This window comes from Microcoleus sp. D3_18_C2 (assembly GCF_036702395.1).
Classification (GTDB): domain Bacteria; phylum Cyanobacteriota; class Cyanobacteriia; order Cyanobacteriales; family Microcoleaceae; genus Microcoleus.
In genome coordinates this window covers 52,198-69,045 of the sequence record NZ_JAUBTG010000033.1, presented here as the reverse complement: position 1 = coordinate 69,045, position 16,848 = coordinate 52,198, and the positions used below count along the sequence as shown (strand labels likewise).

The 16,848-nt window shown below is 44.5% G+C and carries 12 protein-coding genes; all 12 read left to right on the top strand.

Annotated features, from left to right (window positions below; all coding sequences use genetic code 11):
• Nucleotides 1–294: 294 nt before the first annotated feature.
• The 12 genes from QUA88_RS19155 (at nucleotide 295) to QUA88_RS19100 (ending at nucleotide 16,610) form a co-directional block, all read left to right on the top strand.
• Nucleotides 295–1,032: an ABC transporter ATP-binding protein gene (locus tag QUA88_RS19155; RefSeq protein WP_333232547.1), complete on the top strand. Its 738-nt coding sequence runs from the start codon at nucleotides 295–297 to the stop codon at nucleotides 1,030–1,032.
• On the top strand, nucleotides 1,029–1,889 hold the full coding sequence (locus QUA88_RS19150; protein ID WP_333208911.1) for an EamA family transporter: 861 nt from the start codon (nucleotides 1,029–1,031) through the stop codon (nucleotides 1,887–1,889). Before QUA88_RS19155 ends, QUA88_RS19150 begins: the two co-directional genes overlap by 4 nt.
• A 166-nt stretch (nucleotides 1,890–2,055) precedes the next feature.
• Nucleotides 2,056–6,000: a cobaltochelatase subunit CobN gene (gene cobN, locus QUA88_RS19145; protein ID WP_333273193.1), complete on the top strand. Its 3,945-nt coding sequence runs from the start codon at nucleotides 2,056–2,058 to the stop codon at nucleotides 5,998–6,000.
• Nucleotides 6,001–6,084: 84 nt separating this feature from the next.
• Entirely contained in the window at nucleotides 6,085–7,743 is a 1,659-nt protein-coding gene (locus tag QUA88_RS19140; protein ID WP_333273189.1) for a hypothetical protein, read from the top strand.
• A 381-nt stretch (nucleotides 7,744–8,124) separates the two neighbouring features.
• Nucleotides 8,125–9,045 (top strand): NAD(+) kinase, encoded by a 921-nt coding sequence (locus tag QUA88_RS19135; protein WP_333053588.1) that lies wholly within the window; start codon nucleotides 8,125–8,127, stop codon nucleotides 9,043–9,045.
• 322 nt (nucleotides 9,046–9,367) lie between these two features.
• A complete protein-coding gene (locus QUA88_RS19130; protein ID WP_333053589.1) occupies nucleotides 9,368–9,853 on the top strand; it encodes a hypothetical protein in 486 nt (161 codons plus the stop codon).
• 169 nt (nucleotides 9,854–10,022) lie between these two features.
• Complete coding sequence (locus tag QUA88_RS19125) at nucleotides 10,023–11,999, top strand: carbamoyltransferase (protein ID WP_333053590.1); 1,977 nt, start codon at nucleotides 10,023–10,025, stop codon at nucleotides 11,997–11,999.
• Between the two features lie 124 nt (nucleotides 12,000–12,123).
• Nucleotides 12,124–12,531 carry an SxtJ family membrane protein gene (locus QUA88_RS19120; protein WP_333053591.1) on the top strand — a complete coding sequence of 136 codons (408 nt, stop codon included), beginning with the start codon at nucleotides 12,124–12,126 and terminating at the stop codon, nucleotides 12,529–12,531.
• Nucleotides 12,532–12,696 (top strand): DUF5989 family protein, encoded by a 165-nt coding sequence (locus tag QUA88_RS19115; protein WP_190657062.1) that lies wholly within the window; start codon nucleotides 12,532–12,534, stop codon nucleotides 12,694–12,696.
• A 4-nt stretch (nucleotides 12,697–12,700) separates the two neighbouring features.
• Nucleotides 12,701–13,933, top strand: a complete 1,233-nt coding sequence (locus QUA88_RS19110; protein WP_333053592.1) for an SGNH/GDSL hydrolase family protein — start codon at nucleotides 12,701–12,703, stop codon at nucleotides 13,931–13,933.
• Between the two features lie 13 nt (nucleotides 13,934–13,946).
• Nucleotides 13,947–15,272: a hypothetical protein gene (locus QUA88_RS19105; RefSeq protein ID WP_333053593.1), complete on the top strand. Its 1,326-nt coding sequence runs from the start codon at nucleotides 13,947–13,949 to the stop codon at nucleotides 15,270–15,272.
• A 6-nt stretch (nucleotides 15,273–15,278) separates the two neighbouring features.
• The gene (locus QUA88_RS19100) at nucleotides 15,279–16,610 is read left to right on the top strand and encodes a hypothetical protein (protein WP_333232541.1); all 1,332 of its coding nucleotides are present in this window, start codon (nucleotides 15,279–15,281) and stop codon (nucleotides 16,608–16,610) included.
• Nucleotides 16,611–16,848 lie beyond the last annotated feature (238 nt).

Sequence of the window (16,848 nt, the reverse complement as noted above, 5' to 3'; positions counted from 1 at the left end):
TACAATCATGAGTTAGCTCTAGCCGATTAAAATTAAAACTTCTGATTATAACATATATCTTTTTTGCAAGAGGTCTAATAACTAAGGAAACCCGGCGATTGGAAATCGCGTCTACACAAACAATGTCCGTTTACGCGGACTAAGAGTAATATTAAAAAATCACATATTGCACCATTATTACACATTCTGTAGGGGCGGGTTCACCGACAATAATTGCCTAAAAATAACAATCTCATAAACCCGCCCCCACCCAACATTAAATCGCAATTTACCTCAAACTCAAAGTCACAGAAAATGCACGAAATCCCACCCCGAATATCTCAAAATATCCTCTTAGAACTCAAGAATGTTTCTGTAAATTATGGTGGAATTCAAGCCATACAAAATATTAATATCACGATTAATGCGGGCGAGGTTGTCAGTCTCATCGGCGCCAACGGTGCGGGCAAAAGTACCACATTGAGAGCTATTTCCAAAATAGTTAATTTGCGACAAGGACAAATTATTTATAACGGGCGCGATATTAGTCGCCGCCAAGCTCACGAAGTTGTGAAATTGGGAATCGCCCATAGCCCAGAAGGGCGGCGGGTTTTGGCGCAGCAAACGGTGTTAACTAACTTAGAATTGGGGGCCTATATTCGATCGGACTCGGCAGCAGTAAAAGCCGATTTAGAGCGCCAATTTGAGATATTTCCGCGCCTAGCAGAAAGGCGCCGCCAGCTAGCAGGAACCCTCAGCGGCGGGGAACAGCAAATGCTGGCGATCGCCCGCGCTCTGATGTCGCGCCCGAAGCTGCTATTATTAGACGAGCCTAGTTTAGGCTTAGCACCCGCGATCGTCAAAGAAATTTTCGGAATTATTCAAAACCTGCGTTCCACAGGCGTTACAATCCTTTTAGTCGAACAAAACGCCAGTTTAGCACTGCAAATTGCCGATCGGGGTTACGTGCTAGAAGCTGGTAACATTACTCTCACAGGTATTGGAGCAGATTTGCTAAACGACGAGCGAGTCAGGAGCGCATATTTAGGATGACTTGGTTAATTTTAGGACTCTTGACCGCTTTCTTTGAAGCCGTAAAAGACGTTTTTGGGAAACAAAACCTCAAAAAAAGTGACGAATATGTCGTCGCTTGGTCTCTCTCATTTTTTTCAGTCATCTTTTTGATTCCCTGGGTAGTTTATACAGGAATTCCGGCATTAAACTCTCAATTTTGGCTCGCCCTATTAATCGGAGGTAGCATCAACGCTGTCACATCCCTCCTCTACATCAAAGCCATCAAAGTATCAGATTTATCCCTGACACTCCCGCTGGTAGCTTTGACACCATTATTTATGTTGGTAACTTCACCATTAATTGTCGGGGAATATCCCAAAATCTTTGATTATATTGGCATTTTACTAATCGTACTCGGCTCTTATTTATTAAATATAAAAGAGAAATCTAAAGGATATTTAGCCCCATTCAAAGCACTCCTGGATGAACCCGGGCCAAAATTGATGTTAATCGTCGCATTGCTATGGAGTATTGCCTCAAATTTTGACAAAATAGGAGTTACAAATTCCTCCCCTATTTTTTGGTTATTCTCTTTGTTTGGTACAATCAGTGTCTTGCTACTGCCAGTTTTATTGCACAAAACCCCAAATCCAGGGCGAAAAATTCTCAAACAATTACCAATGCTAGCTGCTATGGGGTCTTTAAATGCTATGGGAGTCCTTTTTCAAATGCAAGCTTTGACATTAACTTTCGTAGTGCAAGTGATCGCGATTAAGCGTACTAGCGTGTTAATGGGTGTATTGTTCGGTCATTTAATTTTTAAGGAAAAAGATATTCAACAAAGATTATTAGGGGCCGGAATCATGATTTTGGGAGTTTTATTTATCAGTTTATAGCTTAAAACCTCAGAAACTCGAAATCATCCATCTCTCTCTTCTCTTCCTCTGCGTACTCTGCGCCCTCTGCGGTTCAAATATTCTAATACAACCGGATTGAAAATAAGTCATGTTATACTAAGAGCGATCGCACCTTTCGTTATTTATCAACATAAACTAAAAATTAATGCACAAAATAGCCGCAACACCAGGAGGCTGGAACCCCCAAGCCGAAGGAGTAATTTTTATTCAGCAAACCCCCGCACCAATAGTATTTATTAGTGCTGCTGACACCGACATTCAAACACTCGCAGTCGCTGCATCCAAAATGCCGGCAAAATTTCCCAAAGTGCGCGCAGTAAACCTGCTTCAATTGCAGCAACAACTAACAATTGATACTTATGCCGAAGAAGTTTTAGAACGCGCAGAGGTCATAATCTTAAGACTGTTAGGAGGGCGTTCTTATTGGTCTTACGGCTTAGAAATTCTCCGGGAAACGGTGCAGAGAACTAACGCATCACTGATTGTAATGCCGGGAGAAGACAGTCCCGATCCCGATTTAATCAGCCATTCCAATGTATCGCTGTCAGCAGTCAATCAACTGTGGCGCTATTTCACAGAAGGCGGAGTCCAAAACTTTGTTAATGCACTAAAATTTGCCGCCGATACTTGCCTGAAAACTGCTTACAACCCGCCACTACCTCAAACAGTTTCCCGCGTCGGAATTTATGATTGGGACGGAGAAGCGGGGGGGTGTTTTGCAACTTTACAACCAGATTCAGATCCCCCTAAATCCCCCTTAAGAAGGGGGAATTTGACAACTTCTTCCTCCCCCCTTAAGAAGGGGGGCTGGGGGGGATCTCCGGGTTTGGAAACACTCCCTAAAAGGCACGGCGAGGGCGGGCACGGGGGCACCGCCCCTACGGTCGGAATTTTATTTTATCGCGCTCATTATTTATCAGGAAACCTAGCACCAATTGATGCACTCTGTCAAGCTCTAGCAGAGCGAAATTTAGTCCCAGTTCCCGTCTTTGTGTCTTCTCTGCGGGAACCAGATTTGCAAATAGAATTGCTAGAGTATTTTAAACCAAAAGAATCAGAACCAATTCAATTATTGCTCAATACCACAAGTTTTGCAGTCTCCGGTTTCAGCAGTCAAGAACCGGAACAAAACAGCTTAAAATCCTTAGATGTTCCTGTATTGCAAGCAATCTTCAGCGGTGGCGGTTTGGAACAGTGGGAAACGGAACTTCAGGGACTTTCGCCCCGCGATGTGGCGATGAATGTAGCATTGCCAGAAGTAGATGGCAAAATCATTACTAGGGCTGTTTCTTTTAAAGCCGTACAGACTTGGAACAGCGAATTAGAAACAGATGTAGTAGGCTATGTCGCTGCAGGCGATCGCATTTCATTTGTAGCAGATTTAACTGCGAATTGGGTGAAGATGAAACAAACCCCAGCCGCCAACAGACGCATCGCCATAATTCTAGCAAATTACCCCACTCGCAACGCCCGCTTAGCCAACGGCGTCGGCTTAGATACGCCCGCTAGCTGTGTCGAAATCCTCAAAGCTATGCAGCAAGCTGGCTATCAAATTGAAAACATCCCCGCTAGCGGCAACGAGTTAATTGAACTCCTGACTTCGGGCGTGACAAATGACCCGGAAGGACGCGAATTGCGGCCTGTTCATCAATCATTGGATTTGGCAGAATATGAAGAATATTTTGCTACTTTGCCGCAGGAAGTGCAAGATGGGATTTGTAAAAGATGGGGGCTTCCGGGAAGCTATGCACAAGATTTTATAAGCAACAATACGTCTTTTCCGATTCCGGGGATTCAGTTCGGTAATGTATTTGTAGGAATTCAACCATCGCGTGGATACGAACTTGACCCCGCGTTAAATTATCACGCTCCCGACTTAGAACCTACCCACAATTATCTAGCTTACTATTACTGGCTGCGAGAAAAATTGGGAATTGATGCTATAATTCATGCTGGAAAACACGGCAATTTAGAATGGCTTCCCGGTAAAAGTATAGCATTGTCTAACAAATGTTATCCAGAAGTGGCGTTAGGCGCGATGCCGAATTTTTATCCCTTCATTGTCAACGATCCGGGGGAAGGTTCCCAAGCAAAAAGACGATCGCAAGCTGTGATTATCGACCACCTGACACCGCCAATGACTCGCGCCGAACTCTACGGGCCTTTGCAGCAGTTAGAAACCTTAATTGATGAGTATTGCGAAGCCCAAAGTTTAGATCCGTCCAGATTGCCCATGATTCGCGATCGCATTCTCGCCCTCACCAACAAAGAAAACTTAGATAAAGACTTAGGAATACAACTAAATAAATCAGAATTTACAGAATTTATCACTCGCACCGACGGCTATCTTTGTGAACTCAAAGAATCCCAAATTCGCGACGGATTGCACATTTTTGGGCAGTGTCCCGAAGGTAGACAGTTGAGAGATTTGATAATTGCGATTGCCCGCCATCCCACCAACGGGCGATCGGGCTTAACCCGCGCCCTAGCTAAGGATTTAGACCTAGACTTCGACCCGTTAACAGCCGATCCGACATCAAAAATTCAGAACCGCACAGCCGGCGATTTAACAGCAGAACTAGAAGAAAAAGCCGCTGAATTAGTAGATAATTTAATCGAAAACATCCGCGTTAATCCGCGTTCATCTGCGGTTAACAATATCCAAATAGGAGAAGCAACCCAACAAGAATTAGACTGGATAAATAACTATCTTTTACCTTCCCTCCTCCAAACAAACCAAGAAATTACCAACCTTTTGCGCGGGCTAGATGGGCGGCACATACCAAGCGGCGCATCCGGCGCGCCCACTCGCGGCAGACCAGATGTATTGCCCACCGGTCGCAATTTTTACTCCGTAGATATCCGCGCCATTCCCACAGAAACCGCCTGGAGAGTTGGCAGAGTTGCTGCTGAAAATTTAATCGAAAGATACACCCAAGAAAACGGCGAATATCCGAAAACTTTGGGTTTGTCAGTGTGGGGAACATCCACCATGCGGACGGGAGGAGACGACATCGCAGAAGCCCTAGCATTGATAGGAGTTCAACCTGTTTGGGATGGCCCTTCGCGCCGGGTTGTAGATTTTGAAATCTTGCCGATTTCTGTTTTGGGGCGACCGCGCGTTGATGTTACTTTGCGAATTTCTGGCTTTTTCCGCGATGCTTTTTTTAATTTAATTGATTTGTTTGATAGTGCGGTAAAAGCTGTGGCAGATTTAGACGAATCGGCAGAAGACAACCCTTTAGCAGCACAAGTTAAGGAAGAGATTTTGTATTGGGAATCTACAGGTTTGAGTCAGGAAGAGGCGCAAGGGCGATCGCAATTTCGAGTTTTTGGCTCAAAACCCGGTGCTTACGGCGCAGGACTTCAAGGCATAATTGAAGCTCAAAACTGGACAGACGATAGCGATTTAGCAAAAGCTTACATTAATTGGAGCAGTTACGCCTATACCTCCTCTAGTTCCTCAAATTTGCCGGGAGATGTAGCAGGAGTTAAACAGAGTGAATGGGGATGTTCTGCACCAGAAGCATTTGAACAACGCCTCGGCCAAATGCAAATAGTTCTGCAAAACCAAGACAACCGCGAACACGACATCCTCGACTCCGACGATTATTATCAATTCCAAGGCGGGATGACGGCCGCAATTCGCAATTTGCAAGGCAAAAATCCTGAAACCTATTTCGGCGACAACTCGATTCCTGAGAATCCGAAAGTGCGGCAACTGCGAGAAGAAATTGCACGGGTTTATCGCAGCAGGGCTGTGAATCCAAAATGGATAGAAGGTGCGATGCGACACGGTTATAAAGGTGCGTTTGAAATTGCAGCAACTGTTGATTTTTTGTTTGCTTACGATGCTACGGCAAATTGTGTAGAGGATTTTATGTATGAAGGAATCGCCGAGGCTTACATTTTTGATGAGAAAGTGCAGACATTTATTCAAGAAAACAATCCTTGGGCACTGCGAGATATGGCGGAAAGATTGCTAGAAGCTCGTCAGCGGGGGTTGTGGGAGAGTGCGAACCAGGATACATTGGATAAATTGAGGTCGATCGCCCTGCAAGCCGAAGCAGTCATCGAATCCCATACATAAATACTCAAAAGTTACCATCGCGGCTGCCGACGAATGGCCACTTGCGGTAATATCTACTAATGTTTCGCGATCGCTGAAAGCTTTATGATTCGCCGCTACATTGCTAGCATCAGCACCAGCATCTTAAAACGTACCTGCGCCGCAGCCGCTGTATTAGCCGTAACTTTGGGATGTTCGTCAACGAAGCCGCCCAACTCCGCAGCGCCATCGGGTTCGATCGAATCCGCCGTCCTAGCGCAGTCTTCAACGTCTCTGTTAGCTCAAAACTCCAACAAAACCAAAAAATCCCTCAGCGTTCCCTCATGCCCGCAAAACGATGCCTTCACGGAGTCAGTTAACTTTGCCACCCAAGCTTCTAATTTGGCTCAATCCGCCAATTCAAAACAAGACTGGGACGAAGTAGCCGCCCTGTGGGTGCAGGCCGTCGCTTGGATGCAAGCGGTTCCCCCCGGCAGTCCCAGACGGGCGTTTGCGGAGAAAAAAGTAATCGAGTACATGAGAAACCTGGTTTATTCCCAGCAGCAAGCGAGCGCAACCAGATCGCAAGCCAGTACAGTCAGCTTCAGCAGCGATTTACTCAACGAACAACTCGAACTTTACCTATCCTACGTTGCCACAGTCGGCCCACCAGATGTTTTGATTGTCGGCAGTTCCCGCGCATTGCAGGGCGTCGATCCCAAACAGCTAAAACAATCTTTGGCCCAAAGAGGTCGGCGGGGCTTAAAAGTATTTAACTTTTCAGTCAACGGCGCAACTGCACAAGTAGTTGACTTTCAACTGCGGCGGCTTTTGAAGCCCGGTCATTTGCCTCAAATGATTATCTGGGCAGACGGCGTGCGGGCATTTAACAGCGGCCGGGACGATCGCACTTTTAATTCGATCGTCGATTCTGAAGGCAGCCAACTTTTAGCAGCAGGCATTCGCCCCGAACTGCTGTCCGATGAATTCAACGAGATTCCGATGTGTTACAGATTCCCGCAGCCCTGCGCTAACAACAATTTCCGCAAAGCATTTACCTCTGTAGATCAACCTTTCAAGGGCGGGCAAGATGCCCATCCCCTATTCCCCACAATCAAATCCCTGTCTAGTGGAACGGGCAAACTGCCCGTTGCTAACACCCAACCCACAATCCAATTCCTGTCTAGTGGAATGGGCAAACTCCCCGTTGCTGAGAATGCTGCAAGATATGAGTTAAAACCGATCGCAGCGGATGCAGCAACCCCTCAAGCACAATTGATTCCAGTCTCGCGGCCGACAACAGTAGCCATCAGACAACTCAACCAATTGGCAGATTCGATCGACTCCAACGGATTCATGGCTATGTCGGGCAAGTACAATCCCAACACTTATTATCGAGAACGCGCTTACGTTTCAGGCCAGTACGATCGCGACTACGAAAACTTCAACCTCGGAGGCAAACAAGCAACAGCCTTTAATTCAGTTGTAGCATTTACCAAAGCTCGCAAAATTCCCCTGATTTTCGTTAATTTGCCCCTCACCAATGACTACTTAGACGGAACCCGCCTGCGGGCAGAACAGCAGTTCCGGCAGCGAATGCAGCAACTCTCGCGGCAAAAAGGCTTCGCTTTCCGCGACTTGTCCCAGCGGTGGCCTGGCCGCAATGACTATTTTGTTGACCCCAGCCACCTCAACCGCTTTGGGGCCAGCGCAGTTTCTAGCCTACTCGCGGCCGATTCCAGCATTATCTGGCCACGGCCCAAATCCAGGCGCAGCGACGGGTAATACGATTTTAGATTTTAGATTTTAGATTTTCGATTAAAGTATTGGAAATGACAGATTTTGATTTTAGATTTTCGATTAAAGTATTGGAAATGACAGATGAGATAAGGGTTTGGATCTTTCAAAAAATTGGATTACTTTTTGGAATTGCTATAAACCAGAGGGAGAGTCTCCGACGGGAGATGCCCTGTGCCATCGGAATAATATTTTTCAGACTACAGTGCGATCGTCCCGGTCGCGGCAATTCAGTTTAAAATCTAATCATCTAAAATCTAAAATCTAAAATCTAAAATCGATGTACAGTGCGATCGTCCCGGTCGCGGCAATTCAGTCTAAAATCTAAAAATCTAAAATCTAAAATCTAAAATCTAAAATCGATAGGTTGTGCAACTAAAACAAGTAATTATCGCCCACAAAGCCAGAGATACCCTCAGCCAGAGGTGGGCAGAACAATGTGCCCGCCAATTAGAAAGTCGCGGGTGTCAGGTTTTAATGGGGCCCAGTGGCCCGAAAGATAACCCGTATCCGGTGTTTTTAGCTTCTAGTAATACCCCAATTGATTTAGCGGTAGTTCTGGGGGGCGACGGTACGGCCCTAGCTGCAGCGCGGAATTTGGCGGCTGACGGCATCCCGATTTTGGCAGCGAATGTGGGGGGACATCTGGGTTTTTTAACCGAGTCTTTTGAGGATTTCCAAAAGACTGAGGAGATTTGGGACAGACTTGCGGAAGATAGGTATGCTGTGCAGACGCGGATGATGTTGCAGGCAACAGTTTTTGAGGGAAACAGAACCAATCTCGAACCCCAAAGCGATCGATTTTTGGCACTAAATGAAATGTGTGTCAAACCTGCTTCAGCCGATCGAATGCCGAGCTGTATTCTAGAAATGGAAGTTGACGGCGAAGTAGTCGATCAATATCAAGGCGACGGTTTAATTGTGGCAACTCCCACCGGTTCGACTTGCTACACTGCATCTGCCAACGGGCCGATAATGCACTCAGGAATGGAGGCGATCGCCGTTACTCCAATTTGCCCTTTGAGTTTATCCAGTCGGGCGATCGTCCTCCCGCCCGGTTCAGTCGTCAGCATTTGGCCTTTAGCAGATTACGAACTCAGTACCAAACTCTGGACAGACGGGGTTTTAGGTACTGCAATTTGGCCAGGACACCGCGTAGACGTGCGGAGGGCGGACTGCGAAGCCAAGTTTATCATTTTGCGGGAAAACTATTCTTATTTCAACACTTTGAGGGAAAAACTTCACTGGGCAGGAGCCAGAATTCGGTACAGCAACAATCACCGCAATTAATCCCAATCATCGACCATTAATCATTAATCTGTAGGGGCGGGTTTTACCAACAATATTTGCCTAAAATCAATAATCTCATAAACCCGCCCCCACAAGGCGATAAATCGCAATTTACATTTTTATGCTTCGAGCGAAAGAAAGGTTGATCTGGGTTATTAGTGTGGGGGCGGGTTTATATAGATGGTTGGCGGTCATTAAATATTATTCGTAAAACCCCCCCTACAGGATGCTATTTTACAGGCAAAACCCACCTTACCCAACCCATAATCTACAGACAAAACTCTGTTAAGATCGCTCAATATCTTGACAAACAGCCTGATCTATGCAGATTTTCAAAAAATCAACCCGACCTTTCAACCCTCAAGATACATATCCCTGTCCCGTGTGCCGCACCGGTCAAATTTCTACCATGCCGATGATGGACGCCCTAGCTTGCAACTTCTGCCAGCACATTTATACCGCAAGCGTTGAAAGACAATCGCTCCAAATGGCCGATCGCCAACCGCCCGTAACTTGGCACTGGAACGGCAAACAGTGGATAGGAGCCCACCTCGAAGGCGTAGAATTCGGATGGCCCTACTGGGCAGCGGCTATTGGTCTAATTTTCCTTCCCACTACCTTGCTGGGACTTTCAGCTTACTATTTTCCCCCGGTTCCCGGCAGCAGGTTGTCGTGGCTGCCCCTAGCTTGGACAGGCTTAGCTTTTTTGTCCCATTTAGGCATTGTGCTGTGGTTGGTAGGTGAATTTTATCAATTCCCGGTGGTAACTTACTTCAGAGCTTGGGGGCGCAGGATAAGCCGGCGCTAACTTAAATGCTGTCTAACAGCCGATCGTCCGAGGGCTTCCCACCGACATCGATCCAGGTAAAATTAGAGGCGATCGCAAAATTAAATTCCCAATCAGCACTGAAGCAGCTATAATCGTTAGCTATTCTAAATAGTCAAAAGCAAACGCATTGCGATTTGTGAGGAGAGCGATGAACATACTTGGAATCTCGGCGTACTATCACGACAGCGCCGCAGCCTTAATTCGCGACGGAGAAATTATAGCAGCAGCGCAGGAAGAAAGATTTTCCCGCAAAAAGCATGACGCCAGATTCCCTAAGAATGCGATCGTTTATTGCTTGAAAGAAGCGAACATAGATTTGCGGGAGCTCGATCGAATAGTCTTTTACGACAAACCTTTAGTCAAATTCGAGCGCCTTCTCGAAACCTATTTAGCCTACGCACCCCAAGGTTTTCGCTCTTTCCTAGCCGCCATGCCGATATGGCTCAAAGAAAAGCTTTACCTCAAAACCATGCTCAAAAGAGATCTGGCAGCAATAGCAAACTGCAAAACAAATAAACTGCCATCTCTGCTATTTACCGAACACCACCAATCCCACGCAGCATCCGCATTTTTCCCCAGCCCGTTTCAAAAAGCAGCCGTTTTGTGCCTCGACGGCGTGGGCGAGTGGGCAACAACCTCAGTTTGGTTGGGAGATGGGAACCAACTTACACCTCAGTGGGAAATCGATTTTCCCCACTCCTTGGGTTTGCTTTATTCAGCTTTCACCTATTACACAGGCTTCAAAGTCAACTCTGGCGAATACAAACTCATGGGTTTAGCTCCTTATGGCGAACCCAAGTATGTAGACAAGATTCTCAACTATTTAATCGACCTCAAAGATGACGGAACTTTTCGTTTGAACATGGATTATTTCAACTATACAGTTGGCTTAACCATGACAAACAAGAAGTTTGACGAACTGTTTGAAGGGCCGCCGCGTCAAGCTGAAGGAAAATTGACTCAGCGAGAAATGGACATTGCAGCTTCCATTCAAGTTGTTACCGAAGAAGTTGTTTTGCGACTGTGCAGAACAGTTAAAAAAGAATTGGATGTTGATTATCTTTGTATGGCCGGCGGCGTTGCTCTCAACTGTGTTGCTAACGGCAGACTCTTGCGGGAAGGTATTTTCAAAGATATTTGGATTCAGCCGGCAGCAGGAGATGCTGGCGGTGCTTTGGGCGCGGCTTTGGCGATTTGGTATCAGTATTGCGAACAAACTCGCACTGTGAGCGCGAACTCGACAGCAAATAGTAGAGAAGCCCTCAAAACTGAACTTATCACTACAAACGCAGCGGTTGAGGAGAGGACGGAAGTTCTCACTGCCAACCCAGCGGTGGCAACTGTGGCGAAGTCGGTTGCTCATTTAACTTGTCACGATCAAATGCGGGGCTCATATTTGGGCCCAAGGTTTACTGACGCAGAAATTCTCGAATATTTGGATGCTGTCAAAGCTAGCTATCATCGATTAGATGATGCCGAATTAATGCCGCAGTTGGCGGAAATTTTGGAACAGGGAAATGTGGTGGGATGGTTCCAGGGGCGGATGGAATTTGGGCCGCGGGCTCTGGGCGGTCGATCGATTATTGGCGATCCCCGCAGTGCTAAAATGCAGTCCGTGATGAACCTGAAAATTAAATATCGGGAATCTTTTCGACCTTTTGCTCCGTCAATCTTAGCCGAACGAGTTGCGGATTATTTCGAGATTGACCATTCTAGCCCTTATATGCTATTGGTAGCACCTGTCAAATCCAGTCTCCGCATTCCCATGACTGCGGAACAAGAGCAGTTGTTTGGCATTGAAAAGCTCAACATTCCGCGATCGGAAATTCCGGCTGTCACCCACGTCGATTACTCGGCTCGCATTCAAACTGTTCACAAAGAAACCAATCCTCGCTACTATGACTTAATCAGCCATTTTGAAAAGCGATCGGGCTGTTCTATTGTGGTAAATACTTCTTTCAACGTCCGAGGCGAACCCATTGTTTGCACTCCAGAGGATGCTTACCGCTGTTTCATGCGAACCGAAATGGACTATCTGGTTTTGGAAAATTACTTGCTTCCCAAGTCAGAACAAATTCCTTGGAAACAAGATGATGCTTGGAAAAATGAATTTGAACTAGATTAATTATTAGTAAGTTGGCAGTGGGCAGTTGTGAGTTGTTAGTTGGCAATTGTCATTCTTCCTTCTTCCTTCTTCTTTCTTCCCTCTTCCTTCTTCCTTCTTCCTTCTTCCTTCTTCCTTCTTCCCCATGAGCGACGAAATTAAAAAACTCGACAAAAAAGGCTTGCGCGATTTCGGGCTGCTAATTGGCGGCTTGATTGCAGTGCTGTTCGGTTTAGCAGTACCTTTACTGCGGCGGCATTCTCTACCTTGGTGGCCTTGGGCAATCTGCGGAGTGATGGTGCTGCTAGCATTGGTGGCGCCGAAATCGCTTAATCCCGTTTATCACGCGTGGATGCGCTTTGGAATTATTCTTAACAAAATCGAAACGCCGATCGTCCTAGGGATAGTTTTTTACCTGATAGTTTGGCCGATGGGAGCGATCAAAAACATTTTCGGCGAAGATGCCATGCGGCGAAAACTCAATCCTAAAATGGATACTTACCGCGTCCCAAGTAAAGCAAGAACAAAAGTTAGTATGGAGCGTCCTTTTTAAGTGTTTGAAGCAACTTTAGACTTTCTCAAAGATTTGTGGGCGTTTATGAAAGAACGTCAAAAGTATTGGCTGTTGCCGCTCATTGTGACTTTAGTTTTTTTGGGAGCTTTGATTGTATTGAGTCAGGGTTCTGTGATTGCTCCATTTATTTACACGCTGTTTTGAAATAATGAGCAAGTTGAAAAATTTGGGTGTCAATTTGGGTTTGACACTCGGCGGTTTATTGATGGGGGTGGTAATTGGTGAAATTGGATTGCGGGTAGCCAGGATTGAAGGCTATCCCAAAATAGGAGATTTCGTAGACTCGGCGCCAACTCGTTTTCACACTTCCGATCCGAATTTGGGCTGGAAGCTGAAACCTGGTGCGTCGGGGGAGTGGAATGGGGAAGGTGCGAGTTTTGTGCAGGTGAATAGCGAGGGTTTGCGCGATCGTGAACATACAAAAGTAAAACCTCCAAATACTTTGCGCGTTGCGGTTTTGGGCGATTCTTTCACCGAAGCAATTCACGTACCTGTCGAACAAACTTTCTGGTCAAAATTGGAACGCAAGTTAGGCAACTGCGAAGCTGTTAAGGGACGCAAAAATGTTGAGGTAATGAATTTCGGGGTGCAGGGCTACGGTACTGCTCAAGAATTGATAATGCTGCGAGAAAAAGTGTGGGATTACAGTCCTGACATTGTAATTCTTGCCTTTTTTATTGGGAATGATATAATTAACAATTCGCCACAATTAGAATACGATCGCTACCGACCATTTTTTGCTTACGATGCTAGCGGCAAGCTAGTACCGGATATGTCTTTTCGCAATCTGGCGCCGATCGATCGCAACGAAAGAGCAGTTTCCTTCGTAGACCGAATGCCCAGTTTGATAGTCAAAAATTCGCGCATTTTGCAGGTCATTAAAAAAGTAGACTTAGAAAGGAAAAAGCGCGAGTTATCTGAGGATTTTACCACTTTAAGTACCAAAAACCTCAAGGAACCTGAGAATGCAGCTTGGGAAGAGGCTTGGAGGGTGACAGAGGGTTTGATAGTGACGATGCGGAATGAAGTCGTGCAGAAAAATGCTGAGTTCTTGCTTGTGACGATCGGCGATCCGATCCAAGTTGAACGGGATGCCAAGATGCGAAAAGATTTTACGAAAAAGAACAACATTCAGGATTTGTTTTATCCCGATAGGCGGCTGGAAAAATTGGGCGCGCGCGAGGGTTTTCGGGTACTGAATTTATCCGAACAGTTTCAAGGTTATACTGAAAAATATCAAGTCTGCGCCCACGGTTTTGATAATTCTGTACCCTGTGGGGGTCACTGGAATGAACTCGGACACCGACTGGCTAGTATCCTGATTAACCGCAATTTGTGCGAAAATTTGAAGCAGTCTCAATTCCCCAAAAAACAACCGTAATCAGTCAAATTTCATGAAAGATTCAACGGCGCTGAAAAAAGGCAAAAATATATTAAGTATAATCGCGGTTAATTTGGCGATCGCCTTTATTTCTCTGGAAGCTTTGTCCCTAGCTTTTTATTTTCTCAACCAAAAACAGTTTTTTTATACCAGAACTAAAGCCAAAGAAAAAGTAGTAGAAGATATTGAAAGGATCGGCATTAGACTTGATGAATCTATCGTAGAAAGACTGCACCCACTTTTTGGCTATGTACTCAAACAAGGTGCTTTCACCAATGAAAAATTAAAGTTAAAAGTCAACAAACACGGCTTTTTTTCACTTTACGAATATCCGTTTATTAAAACTAATAAAAATCAAGTTATCATCGGAGTTTTTGGCGGTTCAGTTGCGAATAATTTTGCAGTCGATGAATACGTAACTCGCAGATTGTCTAACAAATTGAAAACTTATCCAGAATTTGCCAACAAGGAAATTATTGTTTTAAATTTTGGGAATGGCGGCTACAAACAGCCCCAACAATTATTGATTTTAAATTACTTTCTGGCTTTGGGTCAAGAATTAGATTTAGTCATCAATATTGATGGTTTTAACGAAGTAGCGCTGTCAAATTTAAACAACAAAGCCCAAGTAGAAATAGGAATGCCCAGCGTTCAGCACATACAGCCTCTGACTGGTTTAGCCAACAACAACTTGTCGCCGGAAGCGATGAGCTCGATCGTGCAAATTAACGAAAACAAAAAACAATTAAAAGCAGGTATTGACAAATTGCAAACTTGTCAACTTGCTTTGTGTCACGCTGTCACCTCGCTACAGGTGAAACAATTAGTCAACAATTACCAGCAAGCAGTTGTCAAGTACGATTCACAAGTCAAACAATCCAACTCCGACACGGCAAATAGCGGTATAGTCTACATTCCCAAAGCTGACTTTGTTTTGCAGGACGCCGCTGCTTTTGACAAAATGGCATCGATGTGGTACGAATCGTCGATCGGCATGAATCAAATTTTATCAAGTAGAAAAATTAAGTATTTTCACTTTATCCAGCCCAACCAGTATTATCCCACTCAGCGAGCGTTTACCGCCAAGGAAAACGAAATCGCGATTAACAAAGAGAGTCCCTACATTGAAGGAGTGAAAAAAGGTTATCCGGTGTTGTTGTCCAAAGTCGATGATTTGCAAAAAGCTGGGGTTAATATTTTTAGTGCAGTGAATATTTTAGACAATACCAAAGAAACGGTTTACAAAGATGCCTGCTGCCACTATAATTCAGTCGGAGACGAACTATTGGCAAACTATGTTTCTAGTTCTATTATTAAAGTAGTAAGAGAATCGAAATAGAGGTTTATGAAAGATTTAAAATTTCTCAAAAGAGGGCAAGAATTCCTCAAGATAACTTTGATTAACTTAGCGCTTTTACTGGTTTTCCTCGAAGTCGGTTCCTTGGGATGGTATTTTCTCAAGCACAAGCAATTTTTCTATGCTAGAGAAAAGGTGCAAAACAAGTCAGATTTAGGAATTAATTTAGAAGGAGTGCGGCTGAATCAGTCTATTGTTGAAAGGTTTCATCCTTTTTTTGGATTTATTCAACAACCAGGCCCCGATTTTCGCCCTGGTTTTAAGGTTAACAACTACGGATTTATCTCTCCTTATGATTACCCTTTGAAAAAAACCAAGAAAAATCAATTTATTATCGGAGTTTTTGGCGGTTCTGTGGCTTCTAATTATGCAGTATTTGAAGTTCAAAACAAAATTTTGCCTCAATACCTCAAGCAGCTTCCGGGTTTGAAAGATAAAGAATTTGTAATTTTGTCTTTTGCTACCGGAGGCTACAAACAACCCCAGCAATTATTAATTCTAAACTATTTTTTGGCTTTAGGGCAAGAACTGGATCTGGTAGTCAATATAGATGGTTTTAATGAAGTAGCACTTTCTAACTTAAACAATAAAAATCAAGTCGATTTGACAATGCCAAGTATTCAGCACATTTTGCCGCTGACTAGCTTGGCGAATAATAGCCTTTCTACAAAAGCGATGAAAGCAACTATCAGAATCCAAGAAAATAAAGCTAGGATTAGTCAGGGTTTGGAACGTTTGCAAAACTGCTCTTTAGCTGCGTGCGATGCTTTGACTTCTGTTTACGTTCAAAATTTAGTTAATAACTATAAAACCGATGTTATTAAGTTTGAACAAGAACGGACTACACAAAAAAAAGATGACGGCGGCAGCGTTATTTATATCAATACTAATAAGTCAGTTTTACCGGATTCAGCCGCTTTTGAACAAATGGCCCAGAATTGGGTAAAAAGTTCAATTTTTATGCACAAAGTTCTGTCTGCTAGTAATGTGCCTTATTTTCATGTTCTTCAGCCTAATCAATATTATCAGACGAAAAGGGTGTTTAGTGAATCCGAAAAGCAGATTGCTTTTAATAAGGATACTCCTTATGCTAAAGCTGTGCAAATTGGATATCCGGCTCTTTTCAAGAAGTTTCCTAATTTGGAAAAAAATAAGATCAATCTAGTGAATGCTGTCAATGTTTTTGACAAGACTAAAGAGGCAGTTTATGTAGATAGCTGCTGCCACTACAATCAAGCTGGAGAGGTAGTTTTTAGCAATTATGTGGGCAGTTCTATTCTGGAATCTTTGCGGAAAGATGAAAGAAAAAACAAGAAGTGATATTATGTCTGGTTGATTCGTTATTGTACAATTGGCGAACTCGTAGGGGCGGGTTCACCAACAATATATAATGATAACCAACAATATATAAAAACCCGCCCCACTCACTCACCAATAATTCACATCAACCTGATATTTATATTTAATTCCTAAATGTAGGTGATGATTTATCGTTGGGTGGGGGCGGGTTTTTGAGATTGTTTGTTTCCGGCGATGATGGTTGGTGAACCCGCCCCTA

Bases quoted from the DNA above. Each gene is read 5' to 3' on its own strand.
- QUA88_RS19155 (WP_333232547.1), top strand. From the start codon at position 295: ATGCACGAAATCCCACCCCGAATATCTCAAAATATCCTCTTAGAACTC.
- QUA88_RS19150 (WP_333208911.1), top strand. From the start codon at position 1,029: ATGACTTGGTTAATTTTAGGACTCTTGACCGCTTTCTTTGAAGCCGTA.
- cobN (WP_333273193.1), top strand. From the start codon at position 2,056: ATGCACAAAATAGCCGCAACACCAGGAGGCTGGAACCCCCAAGCCGAA.
- QUA88_RS19140 (WP_333273189.1), top strand. From the start codon at position 6,085: ATGATTCGCCGCTACATTGCTAGCATCAGCACCAGCATCTTAAAACGT.
- QUA88_RS19130 (WP_333053589.1), top strand. From the start codon at position 9,368: ATGCAGATTTTCAAAAAATCAACCCGACCTTTCAACCCTCAAGATACA.
- QUA88_RS19125 (WP_333053590.1), top strand. From the start codon at position 10,023: ATGAACATACTTGGAATCTCGGCGTACTATCACGACAGCGCCGCAGCC.
- QUA88_RS19120 (WP_333053591.1), top strand. From the start codon at position 12,124: ATGAGCGACGAAATTAAAAAACTCGACAAAAAAGGCTTGCGCGATTTC.
- QUA88_RS19110 (WP_333053592.1), top strand. From the start codon at position 12,701: ATGAGCAAGTTGAAAAATTTGGGTGTCAATTTGGGTTTGACACTCGGC.
- QUA88_RS19105 (WP_333053593.1), top strand. From the start codon at position 13,947: ATGAAAGATTCAACGGCGCTGAAAAAAGGCAAAAATATATTAAGTATA.
- QUA88_RS19100 (WP_333232541.1), top strand. From the start codon at position 15,279: ATGAAAGATTTAAAATTTCTCAAAAGAGGGCAAGAATTCCTCAAGATA.